Here is an 18,030-nt window from a genome sequence, read left to right on the forward strand (position 1 = left end):
TGCATGATCCTCGCCGCCAAACTTCCGGACACGCACTTTGAAACGGCCCCTTAGCCACTCGGTAGTGGCGTGAGAGGCGGCGGCGGAGATCAGGTCCCATTCGGGAGACACCCGCGTGGAGCACGGCCCACCTCGACGGGCGGCATTATCCCAACTTTTGCGGGAGCTTAATAGGGCCATTCGGGCGACAAGCAAGATGTTCTTCTGGAGTAGTCAAGGCCCTCCTCGGGCTCTGAGAACGTCCACTATTGTGTTGTGAAACGAGACACGGTTGGGATGGTGACGCGCGTGGGGCTTCGGGTCCATGAGTTGGCCAAATCTCTGAGCATGTCCTCTCATCGCGTCCTAGCGCGCTTGAGCGAGCTCGGCGTTCCGGCCCGCAGTCCCTCCAGTCTTGTCGATAGCGCGACAGCGACACGCGTCAAGGAGTCATTCGGCCAGTATGACGTCGCGACCGAGGCCGGTGCTACCACTCCGCGCCAGTCGACCTGGAACGCCGGAGCGGTTAAACCATCAACGCACCCCGACACCTTGCGGAATCTCCAGCGGCTCAAAGAGGCGTTTCCTGTAGTCGAGGATCATCAGGTGATTCTCGCTCGTTTCGGATCGCAATTCCTCTACTCGGTAACGGGCCGGGTGCCCAAGTTTGATGACTGCGGGTTCGCCCTGGTGCGGTTCAGCCAGGCCATCGAGAACGCATTCGGGCTCACCAGAGAGGTGTTCTTTTTCTACAGTCCGCACAAAGACCTGCAGATTAGGACATTCCGTGCAGCGAAGAATGCCCTGATTGGACTGCAGCGGGAAGTGACTCCCGATATGATGTTCCTTTGGGCGCCCGACAAGCGCCTTCGAGAGAAGCTGGACGACTGGTCATCTGGCAACTTCTTGGCCATTCCGCTCGAGCTATCCGATGACGGCGATCCGATCGCCTTTATCAAGCTCCTACGCGACTATGTCTTTAAGCGCGATTTGTTCTACGAAACGACGCCCGTGCGAGGCGATAGGTTCTTCGGCAGACGCCAGCTTCTCCAGAGCCTCCGTGACGACATCCGCAATCAGCGGGTCGCCGGATTGTTCGGGCTAAGAAAGGCGGGGAAGACAAGCGTGCTCTCGGAGTTGGCGCAGAATCTCTCCGGCCCCGAAACGATTTTTATCCTACGTGACTTGGAAAGCCTTCCATCGCCTCCAGACGATCCGGTACCCATTCTTCTGCAGGACCTGATCGACGATCTCCGCGGCGAGCTTCGGCAGCGTGAGCTAAGCACTCAGGACTTGAGCAGGCTCGCGGGACACGCGGGCATCTCAGATTTTAAGCGCGCGTTTCAGGCGACCCTGCGCAAACTGGCTCGCAGTGACATCAAGGTCGTGCTCATGCTTGACGAGATCGAGTATCTGACGCCGTCGGACCGAATCGACGTCAGCGAGGGCGACATGACCTCGGTCGCCCAGCTTCTCGGGACCTTGCGCAGCCTCGTGCAGGAGAATTATAACTTCACCTTCCTCCTGTCAGGGTTGACCAGCGCGATCATCGAGAGCGGTCGACTCTACGGTCGGCCAAATCCGCTGTTCTCCTGGGCAAAGGCGAACTTCCTCGCTCCATTCGAACGGCACGAAGCCGATGACCTTGCCCGGTCCGTGGGGCAGAAGATGGGCATCACGATCCAAGAAGGTGCCCTGGAGGCATTGTTTGACGCAACGGGAGGGCATGCTTTTCTGTACCGGCACCTGGCCTCCTCCGTGGTCAACGAGTTGCCTGTCGACACGTTCCATCGTGAGATCAAAAAGCCGCTGGTTCTGAGGACTATCAACACCTGGCGCCGCCAGGTTGCAGGAAACATGCGCGAAATGCTCGATCACGTCAGAAGGTACTATCCCGACGAGTCCTACCTCCTCCAAATCCTCATGGAAGAGCCTGAGTCCTTCGCTGTCGTCGCCGACGATGTTCCCCTCGCGCTTGGTCATCTGATCAGCCTCGGCCTCGTTCAGGAGGTCGACAACTCCTACGAACTCACACCGGTACTGCAACTACTATGACGGACATCATTCTCGCGAGCGCTCGGGACCGGGCTGCGGAGATCCGCACCCGGATGAAGCGCTACAAGCTAGTTTTCATCCAGTGCGGTGCCACGTTCGACGTTCTCCGAAAACCTCTGCTCGACGCCCTGGGCGGAACTGTGCTCGACGCTGCGGACTTCGCGGGAACTTCGAGTCCCGTCGACCTTCCCCCGGGTCCAGTTGTCCTGGACGGCATGGAGGCATTCGCGCGTGACGGCAAAGTCGGCAGTGTCACGCTCGGAGCGCTCCGTGCGAAGGTCAATAAGCTTCGAGACAACGACGCGGATATCTGCCTGGTTTCCCGCACGCCGAAGATCTCTTTTGCTCCGGTCGCGGGTAGCAGTCTGCTTGACGATTCGTCCTGGCATTGCCTTCCATTGCTAGAGCCGCACGAACGCCTCGAAGAGCTACGTCGTACTCCGGCGTCATCGCTTCCGTCGGTCGGGCTTGGTCATCAAGCCGACTTAAACCTTCTCCTGCGAACGGCACTGGAAGAACTCGGCGTCAACGTCCTCACTGACCTAGATTTTGCCGTATTCGAAGCAAGGCACGGCGCCAACTTCATCACCGAAGTCGAGCCTGGTGTCGCGGAGGCGCTGCGTGGCGCAGGCCTTGCCCACATCATCGACGACGCCCTGCGGTTTAACTCGCCAGGGCCGTTCTGGCAGTTCGAGAATGCCATAGCGGATGTCATCGCCACGATCGTCGGACCTCAGGCCGATCTCCCCGCAGTCTCTGAGGGACTATGGCAAATTGAACGCACGATCCGGAAGTTGCTGCGCGAAGCCGCCATTCGGGAGGCGGGTGGAAAATGGCGCAAAAATCTCTTCAATGAGACTATCGCCAAGCACGTGCTCGAACGAGCGCGAAACGACGTTAACGTGACTGCGGCGAGTATCTCCGAGCTCCGAGATCCTATCGAGTGGCTGTCTCTCGGCGAACTGCTCGATGTCGTCGAGTCTCCGAAGTTCAACGGCCTGTCGTGGGACGGGGTCCTATGGCGGCGCTTTAGACAGGAGGTTATGCCGATACGCAACAGAATCTCCCACATGCGCCTGCTCAAGAAGCGTGACCGAACGACCGTACGGATGTGGGTTAACCGCATCACTACAACACTGAGATAAGGGCCTAGTGCGACCGCTCACGGGCGAGGTCCTCCGTCGTCGTGCGGCAGCGCGTCAGCCTCGATGCTCTGACCCAGCCAGAACGTCGCCGTACTTTCCTGCATGGTTTCCTTCCTTGGTGTCGATAGGGTATTTGGGCTCCGAGAGGGACGCGCCGTCATCTTCCGCGACGCCGACTAGGTTGTTACGGCCGACGAGATCGACTACCTGCCGATGAGCCTCCGACTGCTCGCGCCGAGGAGATCGTTGGCTTGCGCCACACCGAACGCTGGATGCCGACCTTGACCGACGCCGCCCGTGTCCAGCAAGACGTAAGGGGAAGCATGGCCGCAGGGACGTGATCGTCGTTAGCCTCGCTACGAGAATCGATGTGCCGGCAGTTACTGACTGCGGAAACGATCCGCGGGTTCGGGATAACTCTATGGCGCTCTGCCAAAAAATGAGCCTTGTACCTTGTGCGGTCGCGTTTGCGGTTGGTGTTGCTAAGGCCAGCGTGGTGTCATAGGTGAATGTAGCCGTGTTGGGTGGGGTAGGCGTATGGGTCGACTCCGGCCTCGGACACAGACTTTATGCCTACGATGTGGTGGTCAGGCCTAGCCTGGACCACCACTTTTTGTTCGTCAGGGTGATACGTCAGGTGTAGGCCCAGGGCCTGGTAGAGGCATGTCTTGTCGCTGCCGTCGGCGTTGCGCAGCGCGGTACGGATGCCGCCGATGTTGTCGATCACGGTTCGGATGTCGTCGCGGGTCCAGCGGTGGTTGCGCTTGGCCTGGTTGAGAACCCGTTCGGCGCTTTGCTTGGTGGCGTGGATCTCGGCTGTCCAGGTGGCGATGATGGCGGGGTCTGTTCCGGCTTCGAGTGCTGCGCGGTAGCGCTGGAGTCTGGCGTTGCAGTCGGCGAGCGTCTGCTCGGCTTTGATGATGCTGGGGTCGACGCTCGTGGTCTGCGCGTCGGTCAGGGCAGTGAGTGTGGCTTCAACTCGGTCGGGTCGGAAGGCGGTCTGGATCCAGCCGTCGAGTGGATCGATGAGCAGGTGCTCGCGTAGGTAGACGTTGTTGGGGTGCTGCACCTTGTTCGCCAGCGCGTATTCCTGCGGGTAGCGGCAGCGGTAGTGCGGCAGGTCTCTGATCCAGTTGCCCTGCATCCGGCGTTCGCACAGGCCGCAGTAGAGCAGCCCCCGCAGCAGGTAGCGCCTCGACGATGGTCGCGGGGCCCGTTGGGTGTGGGTGGTGGCGCGGCGAGCGTGCATTCTGGTTTGGGCGTGGTCGAAGTCCTCAGGTGGGACAAGGGCTTCGTGGACCGTGCTGTCGGACCAGATCCACTGGGAGGGATCGTTCCATCGCAGCTTGGTCTGGTGGCCGAGCGCGACGTCTTCGACGTCGATGAGGCCTTCGTGCTTGTTGCTTGTTCCACACCTGGCGGCCGGTGTACCGGGGGTTGGTCAGGATGGTTCGGATGGCGCCCTTGGACCAGGCCACGCCGCTTCGGTGCGAGTTGCGTTTGCGGTCATGAGCACTGGGGCAGGCGATGTTGTCGCGGGTGAGTCCCTCAGCGATCGCGTAAAGCCCGGCGCCCGACAGGTACTCGCGGAAGATTCTCTGGACGACCGGTGCGGTTTCCGGGTCGGGTTCCAGTCGGTGGAGACGTTTTCCGTCGGCAGCCTTCGCCGGGTTGGGGTGGGGGCCGGCGTCGGCGAGGCGGTAGCCGTAGGGCGGGCGGCCGCCCAGGTAACGACCTTCGATCTGGGTTTGTGACTGCATCGCTGTGCGTACGCGGATTTTGATGCGGTTGCGCTCGCCCTTGGACATCCCGCCGAAGACACCCATGATCAGGTCGTGGGCTTCACTCGTGGGGTCGATCGGGCCACCGACTTCAGGAACCCAGAGTCCGACTCCGTAGTGGTTAAAGACCGGGAATGTGAGCCCGTATTGGTTGTCGTAGAAGGCGCGTTGGGGTTCGCCGATGACAACGGCGTCGAATCCACGCATTGGGTCCGCGAGCGCAGCCAGAAGCCGAGACGCTTCGGGACGTCGCTTCCACGGCAACGCGCGTGTGTGGCCGACGTCGAAATACTCTGTCACGATGTGGCCGTGTGCGTCTGTCAGTCCGCGGGCGCGGATTAGTTGCCAGTTCCGTGACGTCTCCGGGTCTTGTTGGTCTTCGGTAGAAACGCGGCCGTAGAAGGCGAACTGTAGTGTCATGGTAGTGTGTTCTCGCTGGATGAGTTGGGGGTGTTGTTTGCGTCCCCATTGTCGCTCGATGACACGTGAAGAAGAAGCCGAAGCATTATCTTTGCGGCAGGATCACTAAATTCGGGTGCGGAGCTGGGTAGCTCCACGGAGATACTCTGATGCTCGGCCTCCAGCCGATTCTTGCCCATTAGACTTCGCGGCCGTTATGCGTTGGCTGGTTTCGAGCCGATGGTTGAAAGGCATGCTGGCGAGACGCGTGGTCGCGGTTGGCGCTGCCCGAGGTTCTCGGCACCCATGGATGTCTCTGGCGTGCGGAAGATGAGGACGTCTTCGTGGGTGATGAGGTGGAGGGGGAGTCCGGCGTCGCGTTGTTTGCGGATGAAGTCGCGTTGGAAGAAGCTGCCGCGGGCGACGAGGTGGTGTTCGGCGGCGCGGGCGAGGAGGGCGACGCAGCGTTCGGTGGGGATGAGTCCGGCTTGGCGGCCGCAGGTGAGGATCTGGGCGGGCAGGTCGATGAGTTCGGAGTGTTCGCGCCAGGGGCGGATGGTGATCGCGAGGTGTCCGCCGGGGCGCAGGTAGTGGCGGAGGCCGGTGAGGATGCGCGTGAAGCCGGTCAGTAGGCGTTGGTGGCCGATGTTGGCGAGGTTGCCGCGGTCGAGGGTGTTCCCGTAGCGATGGTGGAACTTGTGCACGATCCGGTCGGGCTGGGTGACGACTTGCCCGTGGGTGGAGGGCCCGTACGGGGGTGAGGTGACCGCCAGTGCGGCTTGACCGAGGTAGGTGCTGGGGAGCAGCGAGGAGAGCTGGCGGGCGTCGCCCTGGATGACTTCGCCGCGGTGGTCGATGCCGGCGGCGTGGGCGAGGGCGATGTTGTCGCGGGCGATGTGGGCCCAGTGGGGTTCGTATTCGACGCCGAGTGCGTGGCGTCCGGTGTGGATTGCTTCGACGAGGGTGGTGCCGATGCCGCACATGGGGTCGAGGACGAGGTCGCCGGGCTGGGTGTAGTGGGTGATGGCGTGGCGGGCGATGGCGGGGAGCATCTTGGCCGGGTGGGCGGTGGAGTCGGGGGTGTAGCGATGCTTGCGCTGGCTCGCGGGTGCGGTCTGGGCCGTGGTCCACACCGACAGGGGTTCGGAGGAGTTGTCGTGGTCGGCGGGCGGTGTCTGGAGATCCACAGGGAAGTCCTTCGGGGCAGAGGGAGCTTGGGGACTTTGGCGTCGATACGTCCGAGGTTTCAGCTGGTGCCGTTGGTGCTCGGGTGGGCGAACACGAGCAGGTCTGAGTGCACGCGTCGATGGAGGCCCGTCGGCGGGTGAGGTGCGTCCGGCGTGGTCGGCTCGGTGAAGAGTCGCCCGTGTCGGATGGGTGTGTGGAGGGCGACGATGTGCTGCAGGTACAGCAGGTCGGCGTTCTGCGCGGCGGTGACGACTGTGCCGGTGGGGTCGAGGAGTTCGCCGTGTTCCTGGTGGCTGTGGGTGAGCACGACGAGGATGCCGCCGGTGCGGAGCCGGTGAGCGGCGTGGGTGGCGACGCGGTCGCAGCCGGCGTCGTCGCAGTCGCGGGGGTGCAGGCTCGTGATGAGCAAGTCCAATTCGGACGCGGAGGCGGCCTCCTGCTCGGGTGTCCGAACTAGGGCTGGCGTCGCCGGCGCGGCGAGGTGTTCCAGCGAGCTGATCCGGTCGAGCTCGACCACGGTTGCGAGGGCGTCGTCGCGTTCCTTTTCATGCTCGCGCTCGCATCCGGGCGAGCGGTCACGAGCAGATGTGGATGCGGAGGTACCTGGCCAGGGCAGTAGGCCTACTCGGTCGCCGGACGAGGTGAAGGCGTGGACGATCTGGGCAACGAGCGGGGCGGGCCACTTCGCGGAGGTGAGCGGAGTGCGGGGCGTCCAGACGGTGGCGGGCGTCGGTGCGGGGGAAGCGTTCTGGGCCCGCGGCCGTCGGGAGGTCGACCGTGCTTGGGTCGGTCGGGTTCGTGTCGGGGCGCCGGGGTAGGGCCGGGGATCCGCTCCTCGGTGCCTTGGGCGGGACGAGCCGCGCCGTTGGTTGGAATTGCGTCCGGTGTTGGGAGTGTCCGGGCTGGCCATGAGTGTCCTCCGGGGAAGCCGCGAAAAGGCGGCGGTGATTGACACTCCTGAACTCCGGAATGCGAGTCCATTCGGGACACAGGTCGGCAGATTTTCTCGAGATCCTCTTCGGCTGCGCGAAGTGGTGGACGGAAAACTCGTGAAGGTCGGGATGTCATCGCGGGGCGAGGTGTCGAGCCTGCGTGAAGCCGCGGCTCGAGCTGGTGTCCAGGCCCATGACATGGGGTAACGTCGCGGCTCAGACGTAGTACCACCCTGGTGTGGCGACAGCCTGAGTCGCATCCATCAAGATCGGCAATGCCGAGGGTAGGGGCGCAAGGTATGTGCCTGGTAAGCGGGCTGTGCGCAGATTGAAACTGCGCGGAATTCAGATGGTAAGAGGCCGGTAAGGCGTCATGTGGCCTTCTTGTGGCACGTCTTGTTCCATTCGTGTCGCAAGGAGCTGCGGTGAACCGACACTCCACGAATTCGCAAACCGATGGTCAACCAGGTCCTCTCGACGCCGCGCGTCGCGCGTTCCGCCTGTTGGTCACCGGACCGCATCCGATCAGCCTGGACGGAGATCGCTTCCCCGGACTGCCGTCGCGCCGGCTGGCGCTGGACGAGCTGCGTGATCTGCTGCTGCATCGGCGGTGCCGCAGCAGGTTCGGGACGCGGTGTGGGCCCACGTGGTCGAACGTGCTCGCGCCGAAGGCGGTGCATGGTCCGTCGCCTGCGCCGGGCTGGCGCTACCCGCGCTCACCTCGATCGCTGCCCGCTTGTCGGCGCGGTTCGCCGCCGACCCCGCCGACATCCACTCCGGGGTGCTGACCGGGTTCCTCGCGGAGCTCGCCGAAATCGATCTCATCAGGCCGTTGATCATGAACCGGCTGCGGTGGGCGGCGTACCGCGGCGGCCACCGCGTGCTGCGCGAGGCCCTCGACGCCCCGTCTCCAGCGCTTGACGACGGCACCGCTCCGCTGAGCTCTCGGCAGGTTTCGGAAGCTGCGGGACATCCGGATCTCGTACTTGCCCGCGCCGTTGCCGAGGACGTGATCACGTCAGGTGAAGCGGAGCTGATCGCTGCCACCCGGCTCGAGCGCAAGCCGCTGGCCGATGTCGCCCAGGAGCGCGGGATCGGTTACGAGGCGCTCAAGAAGTGTCGCCGACGGGTCGAGCACCGCCTCGCAGCCTATCTGCGCGAGGAGGCAGCAGGAGATTCGACGACCCGATGCGGCCCCTTGATGTCCCCGAAGGGCCGCGGAACCGGAGTTCAGAGACGCGGCCGTTGTACGCCGACTGCCCCATCCGCTGTGACTTCGGAGATGCCGCCATGCTGAACAGAACCCGTCCTCGTTCCCGACGCGTCAACGCCCGGGGCCCGCTGAAACGTCCGATGTCTACGCGGTGCGCAGCCCGCGGTATGCAACCGGGCCTCGTGCTTGTCGCCGCGGTCGCCGTGTGCTGCTGGATGGTGTGGCAACGAGCCGGGTGGGCTGAGTCCACCCACGTTGTCGCTCTGGCCCGGACGCTCGACGAAGTGCTCACCAACATCCGCAACTGGATCATGGGCTGCTCGCGCTCGTCGCGACCGTGTTCCTGACACTGGGCGGGCTGAGGTACGTGGCGAGCAACGGTGAGCCGGGGGAGCTGGAGAAGGCCAAGCAGGCTCTGCGTAACGCGGGCATCGGCTATCTGCTGACCGCGTTGGCTCCGGTGTTGGTCGACATCCTCAGGCAGATCGTGGGTGCGTGACCATGGCCCCTGCCGTCGAGGCACCGCGCGCCGCGGTCCCGTCCCAGGCGCCGAATCCGGGGACGTCGGAGTCCGAGTGCGGGTTCACCAACGTCCCGGCGTGTGTGTCGGATGCGATCGAGGCGTTCTTCCGGGATCTGGTCACCCCGGGGCTCAATGAGGTGCTGCGGATGCTGGCGGATTCGTTATTGGTCACGCCGCAGCTGGATCAGATCCCGGTGATGGGCGAGATCTGGACGCGGTCGCAGCACATCGTGCTCGCCGTGTACGCGGTGCTGATCATGTTGGCGGGATTGATCGTGATGGCCTACCAAAGCCTGCAAACGCGCACCACGATCAAGGAGATACTGCCGCGCATCGCGATCGGTTTTCTGGCGGCCAACATGTCGCTGCTGTTGTCCGGGCACGCCATTGGTTTGGCGAACGCGCTGTCGCGTGCGGTGCTCGGTGAGCAGCTCGATCCGCAGCAAGCCGGGCGCGTCATGGCGGAGACGTTGATGCACGATCTCGACGGCGGCGGGCTCTTTCTTCTGTTCATGGCGCTGGCGTTGCTGGTGATGCTCATCGTGGTGCTGTTGACCTACATCGTGCGAGTCACGCTCGCCATTGTTCTGCTCGCTGCCGCCCCTCTTTTGCTGATGTGCCACGCGTTGCCGCAAACCGAAGCGGTCGCGTTCTGGTGGTGGAAAGCCTTCGGCGGTGTGTCGGCAATCCAGGTGGCTCAGTCGCTCGCGCTGGTCGGTGCGCTGAAGCTGTTCTTCACGCCCGGCGCGGGCATCACTCTCTTCTAGTAATAAAGGGGCCGGTCATGGTGTCCTTTCTGGTGGCGCTCGCGCTGTGCTACGTGCTCATCAAGATTCCTTTCTGGATTTTGGGGTCGATTCGTGGTGGCGGTCGGTCATCGATGCTCGCCAGTCTCGTGCGTGGCGTCATTGCCTATAAGACGTTCGGATTGCTCGCCCGAGGTGGCGGGGGAGGCGGCGGCGCTGCACTGAAGCGCCGCGTGACACCGTCGCAACCACCTGATCCATTTGCCAAGTCGATAGCAGACGCGCACGGGCAGTACGTGCTCCCGCTCAATGTCAAACGGACTCGGGCGCGGAAATCCGCGAATAGCCGTCCTGACCCAAAGCCGCGGGTGAACCGCTCGAGGGCGCAGCGGGGAGATGTCGAACAGCAGCGCGACCTGCCGCAGGGTGAGGTTGGTGCGGTAGTAGACCGCGACCAGCAGCACCCGGTCATCCAACGACAACCCCCACCGGCGGCCGGCGCCGGTCTGCTCGGCGCCGCGACGGCGCACGATGCCCACCAGCTTGCCGAACTGCCGCACCGACAACCCGGTGAACGTCGGTATCCACCCCGGCTGATCAACCCCGATCACCTGCAACAGCACATGATCCACTACCCGCCCCGAGCCGTGAATACGGGACAACCTTTAGCGGTGGCGTCCCAGCCGGGTGGTCGACTCGATACCCCGGCGAGCGATCCGGGCGATGATTCCTCTCCGACGCAACGCGTGTCGGCAGACCGGATAGTCGTAGCCCTTGTCGGCGTGCAGCTTGCGCGGCCGACGTCGAGGCCGTCCGGCAGACCCTCTGACCGGCGCAACCGCATCGATCACCGTCTGAAGTTCCCGGTGATCGTTGCGGTTGGCCGCGGAGATGACCACGGCCAGCGGGATGCCACTGCGGTCGCTCATCGCGTGGATCTTCGAGCCGGGCTTGCCTCGATCCACCGGGCTGGGGCCGGTCAGGTCCCCCTTTTGCCCGCCCGGATATGCATGCTGTCCACCGACGCCCGGGACCAGTCGATCGCTCCAGCGGTGCCGAGCAGGTCCAGCAGTTCCTGGTGCAGCCGGGTGAACACGTCGGCTTGGGACCACTCGGTGAACCGGCGGTGTGCGGTGGCGCAGCTGACTCCGAACGAGGTGGGCAGCGCTGACCAGGCGCACCCGGTTTGCAGCACGTACAGGATCGCGGCCAGCACCGCGCGGTCGTCCAGCCGACGCCGACCTCCGCCCTGGTGGCGTTGCGGCGCTTCGGGCAACAGCGAACGCGCCAGCAGCCACAACGGCTCCGGACACCACTTCTCCACATCGCTCACAGTTGATCAACGATATCCCCCTCCCAAGGGCACACCCAAATGAGATGCGGTCTAAACCGCACGGCGGCGGGGTCCGGGTGCTCGGCGTGCCCACCGTCGCGGACAGGATCGCCCAAACAGTGGTGGCCGCGAGACTGGAGGCCAAGGTCGAGCCGATCTTCCATCCGGACTCCTACGGCTACCGACCGAACCGGTCGGCCCTGGACGCGGTCGCGGCATGCCGCAGGCGCTGCTGGAAGTACGACTGGGTGATCGATCTGGACATCCAGAAGTTCTTCGACAGCGTTCCCTGGGATCTCGTCGTCAAGGCGGTCGAGGCACACACCGACCAGCGTTGGGTAGTGCTGTATGTCAAGCGGTGGCTTCATGCCTCGCTGCAGCTTCCCGACGGGACCTTGCAGCAGCGGGACCGAGGAACCCCGCAAGGGTCGGCGGTTTCGCCCGTGCTGGCAAACCTGTTCCTCCACTACGCGTTCGATTCCTGGATGGCTCGGGAGCACCCGAACATTCCGTTCGAGCGCTACGTGGATGACGCGGTTGTCCACTGCGTCAGCGAAGACCAAGCCCGCAGAATGCGGGCGGCGATCGCGGACAGGATGGCCGAGGTCGGGCTGCGAATGCATCCCGACAAAACCAAGATCGTGTACTGCCAGGACAGCAAGCGCCGTCTCAGCTACGAGAACACCGCGTTCACATTCCTGGGATTCACGTTCCGCCCGCGCGTGGCGCGCAGCAAGCACGGGAACAAGTTCACCGGCTTTCTGCCCGCAATCAGCAAGGGCGCCCTCAACAAGATCAGCAGGGAGGTCCGCTCCTGGCGGCTGCACCTGCGGACCGGCCACACCTTCGCCGCCCTCGCCCGACGAATCAACCCCGTCGTGCGAGGCTGGATGCAGTACTACGGCGCGTTCTACCGCTCCGCACTGCACCCTTTCCTGCAACGCATCAACGCCTACCTGATGCGCTGGATCCGCAAGAAATACAAACGACTGCGCCAGTCCAAGAAAGCCAAGGCATGCTGGGCCAGGATCACCACCCAGCACCCGCGCATGTTCGCGCATTGGGCTTGGACCCGCGACGTCTGGGGAACAGGATGACAAGAGCCGGGTAACGGGAGACTGTTACGCCCGGATCTGTGGGAGCCGGGAGGTGAGACCCCTCCCGGCCACCCGACCAGGCTTTAGGGGTCCTTGCATAATGATCTTGGTCTGGCATGGTGGTGGCTGGAGTTGATCACGTTTCGATCGTTGGGAGCGTGGGATGGCTCGCCCGAGGCCGTGGGAGGTCAGCGACGAGTTGTGGGCGTTGATCGAGCCGTTGCTGCCCCGGCACGAGCGTCGGTTTCGGTATCCGGGTCGGCGTCGGATCGACGATCGCAAGACTCTGCAGGGCATCTTGTTCGTGCTCTACACCGGCATCCAGTGGGAGTTTCTGCCGCAGGAGTTGGGATTCGGCTCGGGGTCGACGTGCTGGCGGCGGTTGGCCGAGTGGCAGCAGGCCGGAGTATGGGAGCAGTTGCAGCGGGTGCTGCTGGATCGCCTGCGAGCGGCCGATCAGTTGGACTTCTCCCGAGCGGTCGTGGATTCCTCCCAGATCCAGGCCAAACGGGGACGTGGTTGCCCAAAAGTCGGTCCGAGTCCGGTTGACCGTGGTCGGCCGGGCTCGAAGCACCACGTCATCACCGATGCCTGTGGAACCCCGTTGCGGGTGGTGCTGACCGGCAGCAACCGCAACGATGTGACCCAGCTGGTGCCGCTGGTGGAGGCGATCCCACCGGTGCGCGGACGGCCGGGTCGGCCCCGCCGCAAACCCCGCCGCCTCTACGCAGACCGGGCCTACGACCACGACGTCTACCGAGACAAGCTGCGGGCCCGGGGCATCACACCCCGGATCGCTCGCCGAGGTGACGACCACGGTTCCGGCCTCGGCAAGCTGCGGTGGGTGGTCGAAGCCGCGATCGCCTGGCTGCACGGACCACGCCGCCTACGGATCCGCTGGGAAACCCGCGACGACATCCACGACGGCTTCCTCCAACTCACCCACTGCATGATCCTCGCCGCCAAGCTCCCCACACACGCAATCTGAAAGGACCCCTTAGGCATTCCGGTAGCAGGCGTCAGAAAGCATCGCCTAGTTGGATTAGTGCTGGTCAGAGGGTTTCCTGACTGAGTCGTGATGGCTGATCCAGTAGGTAGTGGTCAGCCCCGAATCCCCGGCCGACACCGGCGGCCGACAGTCACCAGAACATCACACCACCCCTCCTCGCGCTTGCTCCGTTCGGGCGGTAGCCGGACTCCCACGGTCCGGAATCCCGCAATCCCGGGCGCCGTGTGCCTCGACCGCGAGACCATCCGCAGATGTCCCCCGACTCCGATGTCATCAAGTGGATCGTCATCGCCGCCACCCTGGTCCAGACGACTGCAGCTGTCATCCAAGTCCACCAGGGCCGCAGAACGAACCCTGACGCCTCCACGCTCACGGCGCTGGGCCCCGTGTCCAAGCTGCTCCTGGCAACCGCGATCACCGGCACTCTGTGGGTCATCGGATTCCTCCGGGTGTACGAACGCCGAAGGTCGAATTCAGGCAAGATCTCCTACACGATCCGCGACGAGTTCGCGGACCTCCCAGTGGCCGGGACCCTGCTCGGCCTCGGATTCATTGTCCTGTCCGCCCTGGCAGGTGCCACGATCGTGGTGGGGTGGAAGGCGACGGACGCGCACTTCGCCGGCTTGAGCACGCTCCTGGTCCTGGTCAGCTCCGCCACTGCGGCCTTCACCGTGCTCACCGCCGCCGTGTTCGCGTACCGGGACAAAGACGAGAACATCCTGCTGATGCTTGCTTTCGCCGGCATCGGCGCCATCGTCGGCGGCACGACGGTGAATACCCAGCCCGAACGCCGCGGACCCTAGAGCACCGCGCAGTGATCGACGCTCAACGCGGCACCTGGACGCCGAGCGCGGAGGAACTCGCCGCCCGCATGGCCACGGACTGATCGACGTAATCGCAGTTCAGACGCTAAAACGTTGCCTGCTGCGCGAAAGCTACCGGGACGCCTCTTTACAACTCGTTTCAGAATGAGGTTGGTAGTTGGCGGTAGCAGATCAGGACGCATCCGAGCCGGAGGAGCCCGAGGTGGATGTCGGCGCGGCGTTCGTAGCGGGTGCGGAGGCGTTTGTACTGGTGCAGCCAGGCAAACGTGCGTTCCACGACCCGGCGGACCTTACCGAGACCGGAGCCGTGTCCGGTGTTGCGGCGTGCGATACGCGGAATGATTCCTCGTTCGCGCAGGGCTTTCCGGTGATGTTCGTAGTCGTAGGCGCGGTCGCCATAGAGCCAGCGAGGCCGTTGCCAAGGCCGACCGCGCTTACCACGGATCGTGGGCAGAGCCTCGACCAGCGGGATGAGTTGGGTGCTGTCGTGGCGGTTGCCGCCGGTGACCGTCACTGCCAGTGGGATACCGCCGGCGTCGGTGATCACATGGTGTTTGGTGCCGGTGCGAGCCCGATCGACGGGCGAGGGGCCCGTCGCCGCCCCCCTTTGAGCGCCCGCACATGCGATCCGTCGACCACCACAGTGTTCAGGTCGAGCCGATCCAAAGCCCGAAGCTGGTCCAGCAGCAGCTCGTGCACCGCGTTGAACACCCCGGCCTCGCTCCAGTCCCGCAACCGCCGCCAGCACGTCACTCCGGAACATCCCGCCACCTCGTGCGGTAGTTCCCGCCAGGTGATCCCGGTCTTGAGCACGAACACGATCCCGGCCAGAGCGGCCCGGTCGTCGACCGGCAACCGGCCCGGGTACCGGCTCCGGCGAGGCGGACGCGCCGGGAGCAACGGCTGCACCCGAGACCACAACTGATCTGGCACCAACTCCTCGATCACACCATGACCATGCACCGAGTCGATCAACCATCGCTATCAGACACGCCCATTATTCTGAAACGAGTTGTTAGTCCGGAGAATGTGCGGGGAGCTGATCGGGCGGATTCCGCGCACGATCTCGCCAGGGCAGTCCTGCGGCAGGTCGATGCCGGTCTCTGCGGCGACCTTGCGTCGCGCGGTGGCCTGGATGCCCTCGACGGAGACCGGGCGCCGACCGGCGTTCCAGTCGGCATTGGTCAGACCGTGATCGGCGGGAATGGTGTAGCCGCCGGGCACGGCCCACCGGCCGGCATCGCCGGTGTGCCACAGCAGGACCCCGTCACCGATGAGGACCACGGCGTCGACGACGACGTTTTCGCCGAGCCGCCATCCCCACCCGATGCCGGTGTTCATGCCGATGCGCTCCAGCAGCTGGTCGGCGTGCGGGTGGACGGGCCTGCCGTGCTGGTCCAGGGCGAACGCGCGCTCGCGGAAGTGCTGCTGCACAGCAGCGGGAAGCTGCCAGCCGTCCGCGGCTGTCGGAATATCGGGGTCGAGCCGCGCGGGGTTGACGCCGGCACGGTGGGGCGAGCCGGTCGCGTCGTAGCCGGGCGGCAGGCTGTAGCCGTGCTCGGTGCGCTCGAACCCGGCCGCCGAGGCGTGCAGGCGAGGTCCGTAGCCGGGCTGCTGGGTCTCGGCCACGTGCTGGGCGAACTCGGCGAGTTCGCTGTCGGTGTAGGCGCGGCCCGCGAAGCCCTGCCCCCAGCGGGTGTCGTCGGGCAGAATCTGCTGGTCAAGTGCAGACCAGGACATCAAAACCTCCATGGTGGAACGTGATTTCAACTCGCCGGCCCCTGCGGTGGGGTCTCGGCTGATGCCGTCTCGACGCGGGGAGGGGTCGAGCGGCCAGCCCGGAAAGTGCGAAGTCGGGAGCGAGGAACGAGCGGACGAGTTCGCACGGGGGCTTGCCGCTCGAGCCCTCCGCGCGTAGGCATCAGTCAGCCGAGACCTCGCCGCAGGGGCACGAGCGCTGGATCCGTCGCGCTCTTTGTGAACTCTTCGGCGCTCCCTCGGCGCGGGGTAACCCCGGCGACGGTTCATCGAGGCACTTACTGCACAAGCCCCACATTCGCAGCCGGGCGGCAGTCCTCAACAGCGGTTTCGTGTTTCCACTTTTTGTTTCCTATTGCACCGGATGCGAATTCGTCACCACGAGCTGCGGAGTTGCGGGCACTCCGGGTGCTGAAACCGTGTCCTCGGGGTTTGCGGTTTCCCGGTGCTCGGACAACCGGGAGGTTCCGCCCCTTGCTCGGGGGCTGCGCTGAGGCTGTGTGCAGGGGGTTTGGACACCGTTCGCATTGGATGCAAAGATTTCGCGTCTGATGCGAACGGACGGGAGGGCGGATGCGGGGCCGAGAAGTCGGTGACGGCGCGGCGGCGCGGCTGCATCTGGTCGACGGTGTGGCGCTGTTGCGGCCGGACGAGCAGGTGTTCCAGGCGATGCTGAATGGCTGGCGGAACCAGCAGCTCGCGCGGAACCTGGCGTTCTCGACGATCGAGCAGCGGGAGCGGACGGTGCGGGCGTTCGTCGACTACACCAACGCTTTCCCCTGGGACTGGACACCGCAGTTCGCTGACGAGTGGTTCGCTGACCTGCGAGCCATCCGCCACTGCGCGAGGTCGACGCTTCGGTCCTATCAGGACGCACTCCGGTCGTTCGGCGATTACGTGACCAGCTCGGCCTACGAGTGGCCGGCCGAGTGCGAGCGTCGGTTCGGGACGTTCCCGGTCCCGGTGATCCACGACGGCAACGCCGCCGTCCATGTTCAGGAGATCGAGGCGTCTCCGACGAAGCGCGCGTTCACCGTGGAGGAGTTGCAGGCGTTCTTCGACTACGCCGACGACCAGGTGCTCAAGGCCCGCGGCGCCGGCCGCAAGGGCTGGTTGCCCGCGTTCCGCGATGCGACGCTGTTCAAGTCCGCCTACGCCTACGGGTTGCGGCGCAACGAGGCTCGGATGCTCGACACCGTGGACTTCGGTCGCAATCCGCACGAGCCGAAGTTCGGCGAGTTCGGACGGGTGCGGGTGCGGTTCGGCAAGGCCAAGAAGGGATCGCCGCCCAAGCAGCGCACCGTCATGACGGTTGTTCCCCTGGTCTGTGCTGGTCGTGCAGGAGTGGGTGGAGACGGTCCGGCCGCTGTTGGCCGTCGAGGGGAACTCGGCGTTGTGGCCTTCGGAGCGTGGACCGCGGATCGGTCTCGCCCGGATCGACAGGCGGTTCGCCACCTACCGTGACGCTCTCGGCCTGGACCCGGGGCTGGATTTCCACTCGCTGCGCCGCAGCTACGCCACGTATCTGATCGAGGACGGCTACGATCCGCTGTTCGTGCAGTTCCAGCTCGGTCATGAGCACGCCAGCACGACCTCGCTCTACACGTGCGTGTCGTCGGACTTTCGCGTGCGCACCATGCGCCGCGCCTTGGGACAGGCGGTCAACGCCGCCCTCAATGTGAAGGGAAGCATCTGATGCAGCGGGAGGTCGGCTACGAGTGGCGGCTGCGCGAGGTCATGGCCGCCCACGGCATGTACCAGACCTCGGATCTGGTGGCACCGCTGGCCGAACGCGGGATCAACCTGTCGGTGTCGCAGGTGCACCGGTTGGTCTCCGGCAAGCCGGAGCGGTTGTCGCTGCCGGTGCTGGCGGCGGTGTGCGACATCTTCGCCTGCACACCCGCCGATCTCATCACCACCTCGGCCGAGGACAAGACCGTCCGCCGCACCGGCACCGACACCGGCGCGATCAACCTCAACGCCAAGCGGCCGACCCGGGCGCGGTTGCGCCCCGACTCCTGAACACGATGCCGTCGTCCTGTACCCGG

Annotated in this window: 19 protein-coding genes and 1 pseudogene; 11 read left to right on the forward strand and 9 right to left on the reverse strand. The window is 64.7% G+C overall.

The genetic code is table 11. The features are described 5' to 3' along the window. Window positions 1–276 precede the first annotated feature (276 nt). Both SACE_RS11250 and SACE_RS11255 read left to right on the forward strand, forming a co-directional pair. Window positions 277–2,034, forward strand: a complete 1,758-nt coding sequence (locus SACE_RS11250; RefSeq protein ID WP_081468293.1) for a translation initiation factor IF-2 N-terminal domain-containing protein — start codon at window positions 277–279, stop codon at window positions 2,032–2,034. Further along, a complete protein-coding gene (locus SACE_RS11255) occupies window positions 2,031–3,179 on the forward strand; it encodes a hypothetical protein (RefSeq protein WP_009945792.1) in 1,149 nt (382 codons plus the stop codon). Before SACE_RS11250 ends, SACE_RS11255 begins: the two co-directional genes overlap by 4 nt. A 499-nt stretch (window positions 3,180–3,678) precedes the next feature. Here SACE_RS11255 and SACE_RS38665 read toward each other — a convergent pair whose 3' ends face one another. From SACE_RS38665 to SACE_RS11275, 4 genes are all read right to left on the reverse strand, one after another. After that, window positions 3,679–4,428 (reverse strand): recombinase zinc ribbon domain-containing protein, encoded by a 750-nt coding sequence (locus SACE_RS38665; RefSeq protein WP_009945790.1) that lies wholly within the window; start codon window positions 4,426–4,428, stop codon window positions 3,679–3,681. Between the two features lie 25 nt (window positions 4,429–4,453). Next, a complete protein-coding gene (locus tag SACE_RS38670) occupies window positions 4,454–5,380 on the reverse strand; it encodes a recombinase family protein (RefSeq protein ID WP_197537730.1) in 927 nt (308 codons plus the stop codon). A gap of 194 nt (window positions 5,381–5,574) precedes the next feature. Continuing rightward, window positions 5,575–6,546 (reverse strand): TRM11 family SAM-dependent methyltransferase, encoded by a 972-nt coding sequence (locus SACE_RS11270; protein ID WP_009945788.1) that lies wholly within the window; start codon window positions 6,544–6,546, stop codon window positions 5,575–5,577. A 59-nt stretch (window positions 6,547–6,605) separates the two neighbouring features. Next, window positions 6,606–7,064 (reverse strand): hypothetical protein, encoded by a 459-nt coding sequence (locus SACE_RS11275; RefSeq protein ID WP_009945786.1) that lies wholly within the window; start codon window positions 7,062–7,064, stop codon window positions 6,606–6,608. A gap of 1,061 nt (window positions 7,065–8,125) precedes the next feature. Between SACE_RS11275 and SACE_RS11280 the strand changes: the two genes are divergently transcribed. The 3 genes from SACE_RS11280 (at window position 8,126) to SACE_RS11285 (ending at window position 9,982) form a co-directional block, all read left to right on the forward strand. Further along, a complete protein-coding gene (locus SACE_RS11280) occupies window positions 8,126–8,776 on the forward strand; it encodes a hypothetical protein (RefSeq protein ID WP_197537731.1) in 651 nt (216 codons plus the stop codon). A 253-nt stretch (window positions 8,777–9,029) separates the two neighbouring features. Next, window positions 9,030–9,191: a pilin gene (locus SACE_RS39920; RefSeq protein WP_011873629.1), complete on the forward strand. Its 162-nt coding sequence runs from the start codon at window positions 9,030–9,032 to the stop codon at window positions 9,189–9,191. A 2-nt stretch (window positions 9,192–9,193) separates the two neighbouring features. Next, on the forward strand, window positions 9,194–9,982 hold the full coding sequence (locus SACE_RS11285) for a TrbL/VirB6 family protein (RefSeq protein ID WP_011873630.1): 789 nt from the start codon (window positions 9,194–9,196) through the stop codon (window positions 9,980–9,982). 371 nt (window positions 9,983–10,353) lie between these two features. Here SACE_RS11285 and SACE_RS39095 read toward each other — a convergent pair. The 3 genes and pseudogenes from SACE_RS39095 to SACE_RS40070 form a co-directional block, all read right to left on the reverse strand. Next, window positions 10,354–10,581: pseudogene (locus tag SACE_RS39095) on the reverse strand (transposase family protein); the annotation flags it as partial. Window positions 10,582–10,626: 45 nt separating this feature from the next. Next, a complete protein-coding gene (locus tag SACE_RS40065) occupies window positions 10,627–10,926 on the reverse strand; it encodes an IS5/IS1182 family transposase (RefSeq protein WP_011873632.1) in 300 nt (99 codons plus the stop codon). Between the two features lie 14 nt (window positions 10,927–10,940). After that, window positions 10,941–11,237, reverse strand: a complete 297-nt coding sequence (locus SACE_RS40070) for a transposase (protein ID WP_372491177.1) — start codon at window positions 11,235–11,237, stop codon at window positions 10,941–10,943. Between SACE_RS40070 and ltrA the strand changes: the two genes are divergently transcribed. From ltrA to SACE_RS11315, 3 genes are all read left to right on the forward strand, one after another. Beyond that, on the forward strand, window positions 11,129–12,391 hold the full coding sequence (gene ltrA / locus SACE_RS11305; RefSeq protein ID WP_372491178.1) for a group II intron reverse transcriptase/maturase: 1,263 nt from the start codon (window positions 11,129–11,131) through the stop codon (window positions 12,389–12,391). The genes SACE_RS40070 and ltrA overlap by 109 nt on opposite strands. 163 nt (window positions 12,392–12,554) lie before the next feature. Further along, window positions 12,555–13,379, forward strand: a complete 825-nt coding sequence (locus SACE_RS11310; protein WP_011873634.1) for an IS5 family transposase — start codon at window positions 12,555–12,557, stop codon at window positions 13,377–13,379. Window positions 13,380–13,651: 272 nt separating this feature from the next. Then, complete coding sequence (locus tag SACE_RS11315; RefSeq protein ID WP_009951627.1) at window positions 13,652–14,203, forward strand: hypothetical protein; 552 nt, start codon at window positions 13,652–13,654, stop codon at window positions 14,201–14,203. Window positions 14,204–14,363: 160 nt separating this feature from the next. On the opposite strand, the gene SACE_RS36225 is transcribed toward SACE_RS11315, so the two are convergent. Further along, a protein-coding gene (locus tag SACE_RS36225; RefSeq protein ID WP_085982275.1) for an IS5 family transposase occupies window positions 14,364–15,172 on the reverse strand; the annotation gives its coding sequence in 2 pieces (ribosomal slippage) (window positions 14,364–14,833 and window positions 14,833–15,172; 810 coding nt in all). 36 nt (window positions 15,173–15,208) lie between these two features. Further along, entirely contained in the window at window positions 15,209–15,964 is a 756-nt protein-coding gene (locus SACE_RS11330; protein WP_009951201.1) for an NUDIX hydrolase, read from the reverse strand. 591 nt (window positions 15,965–16,555) lie between these two features. Here SACE_RS11330 and SACE_RS11335 point away from each other — a divergent pair. Genes SACE_RS11335 through SACE_RS11340 form a run of 3 tightly spaced genes read left to right on the forward strand, consistent with a single transcriptional unit; the run spans window position 16,556 to window position 18,004 of the window. After that, window positions 16,556–17,446, forward strand: coding sequence for a site-specific integrase (locus SACE_RS11335; RefSeq protein WP_231849975.1), 891 nt, complete (start codon window positions 16,556–16,558; stop codon window positions 17,444–17,446). Next, window positions 17,376–17,678 (forward strand): tyrosine-type recombinase/integrase, encoded by a 303-nt coding sequence (locus SACE_RS39105; RefSeq protein WP_231849976.1) that lies wholly within the window; start codon window positions 17,376–17,378, stop codon window positions 17,676–17,678. The genes SACE_RS11335 and SACE_RS39105 overlap by 71 nt, the downstream gene beginning before the upstream one ends. Beyond that, on the forward strand, window positions 17,678–18,004 hold the full coding sequence (locus tag SACE_RS11340) for a helix-turn-helix domain-containing protein (protein ID WP_009951199.1): 327 nt from the start codon (window positions 17,678–17,680) through the stop codon (window positions 18,002–18,004). Before SACE_RS39105 ends, SACE_RS11340 begins: the two co-directional genes overlap by 1 nt. Window positions 18,005–18,030 lie beyond the last annotated feature (26 nt).

It is taken from the genome of Saccharopolyspora erythraea NRRL 2338, from assembly GCF_000062885.1.
Taxonomy (GTDB): Bacteria; Actinomycetota; Actinomycetes; order Mycobacteriales; family Pseudonocardiaceae; genus Saccharopolyspora_D; species Saccharopolyspora_D erythraea.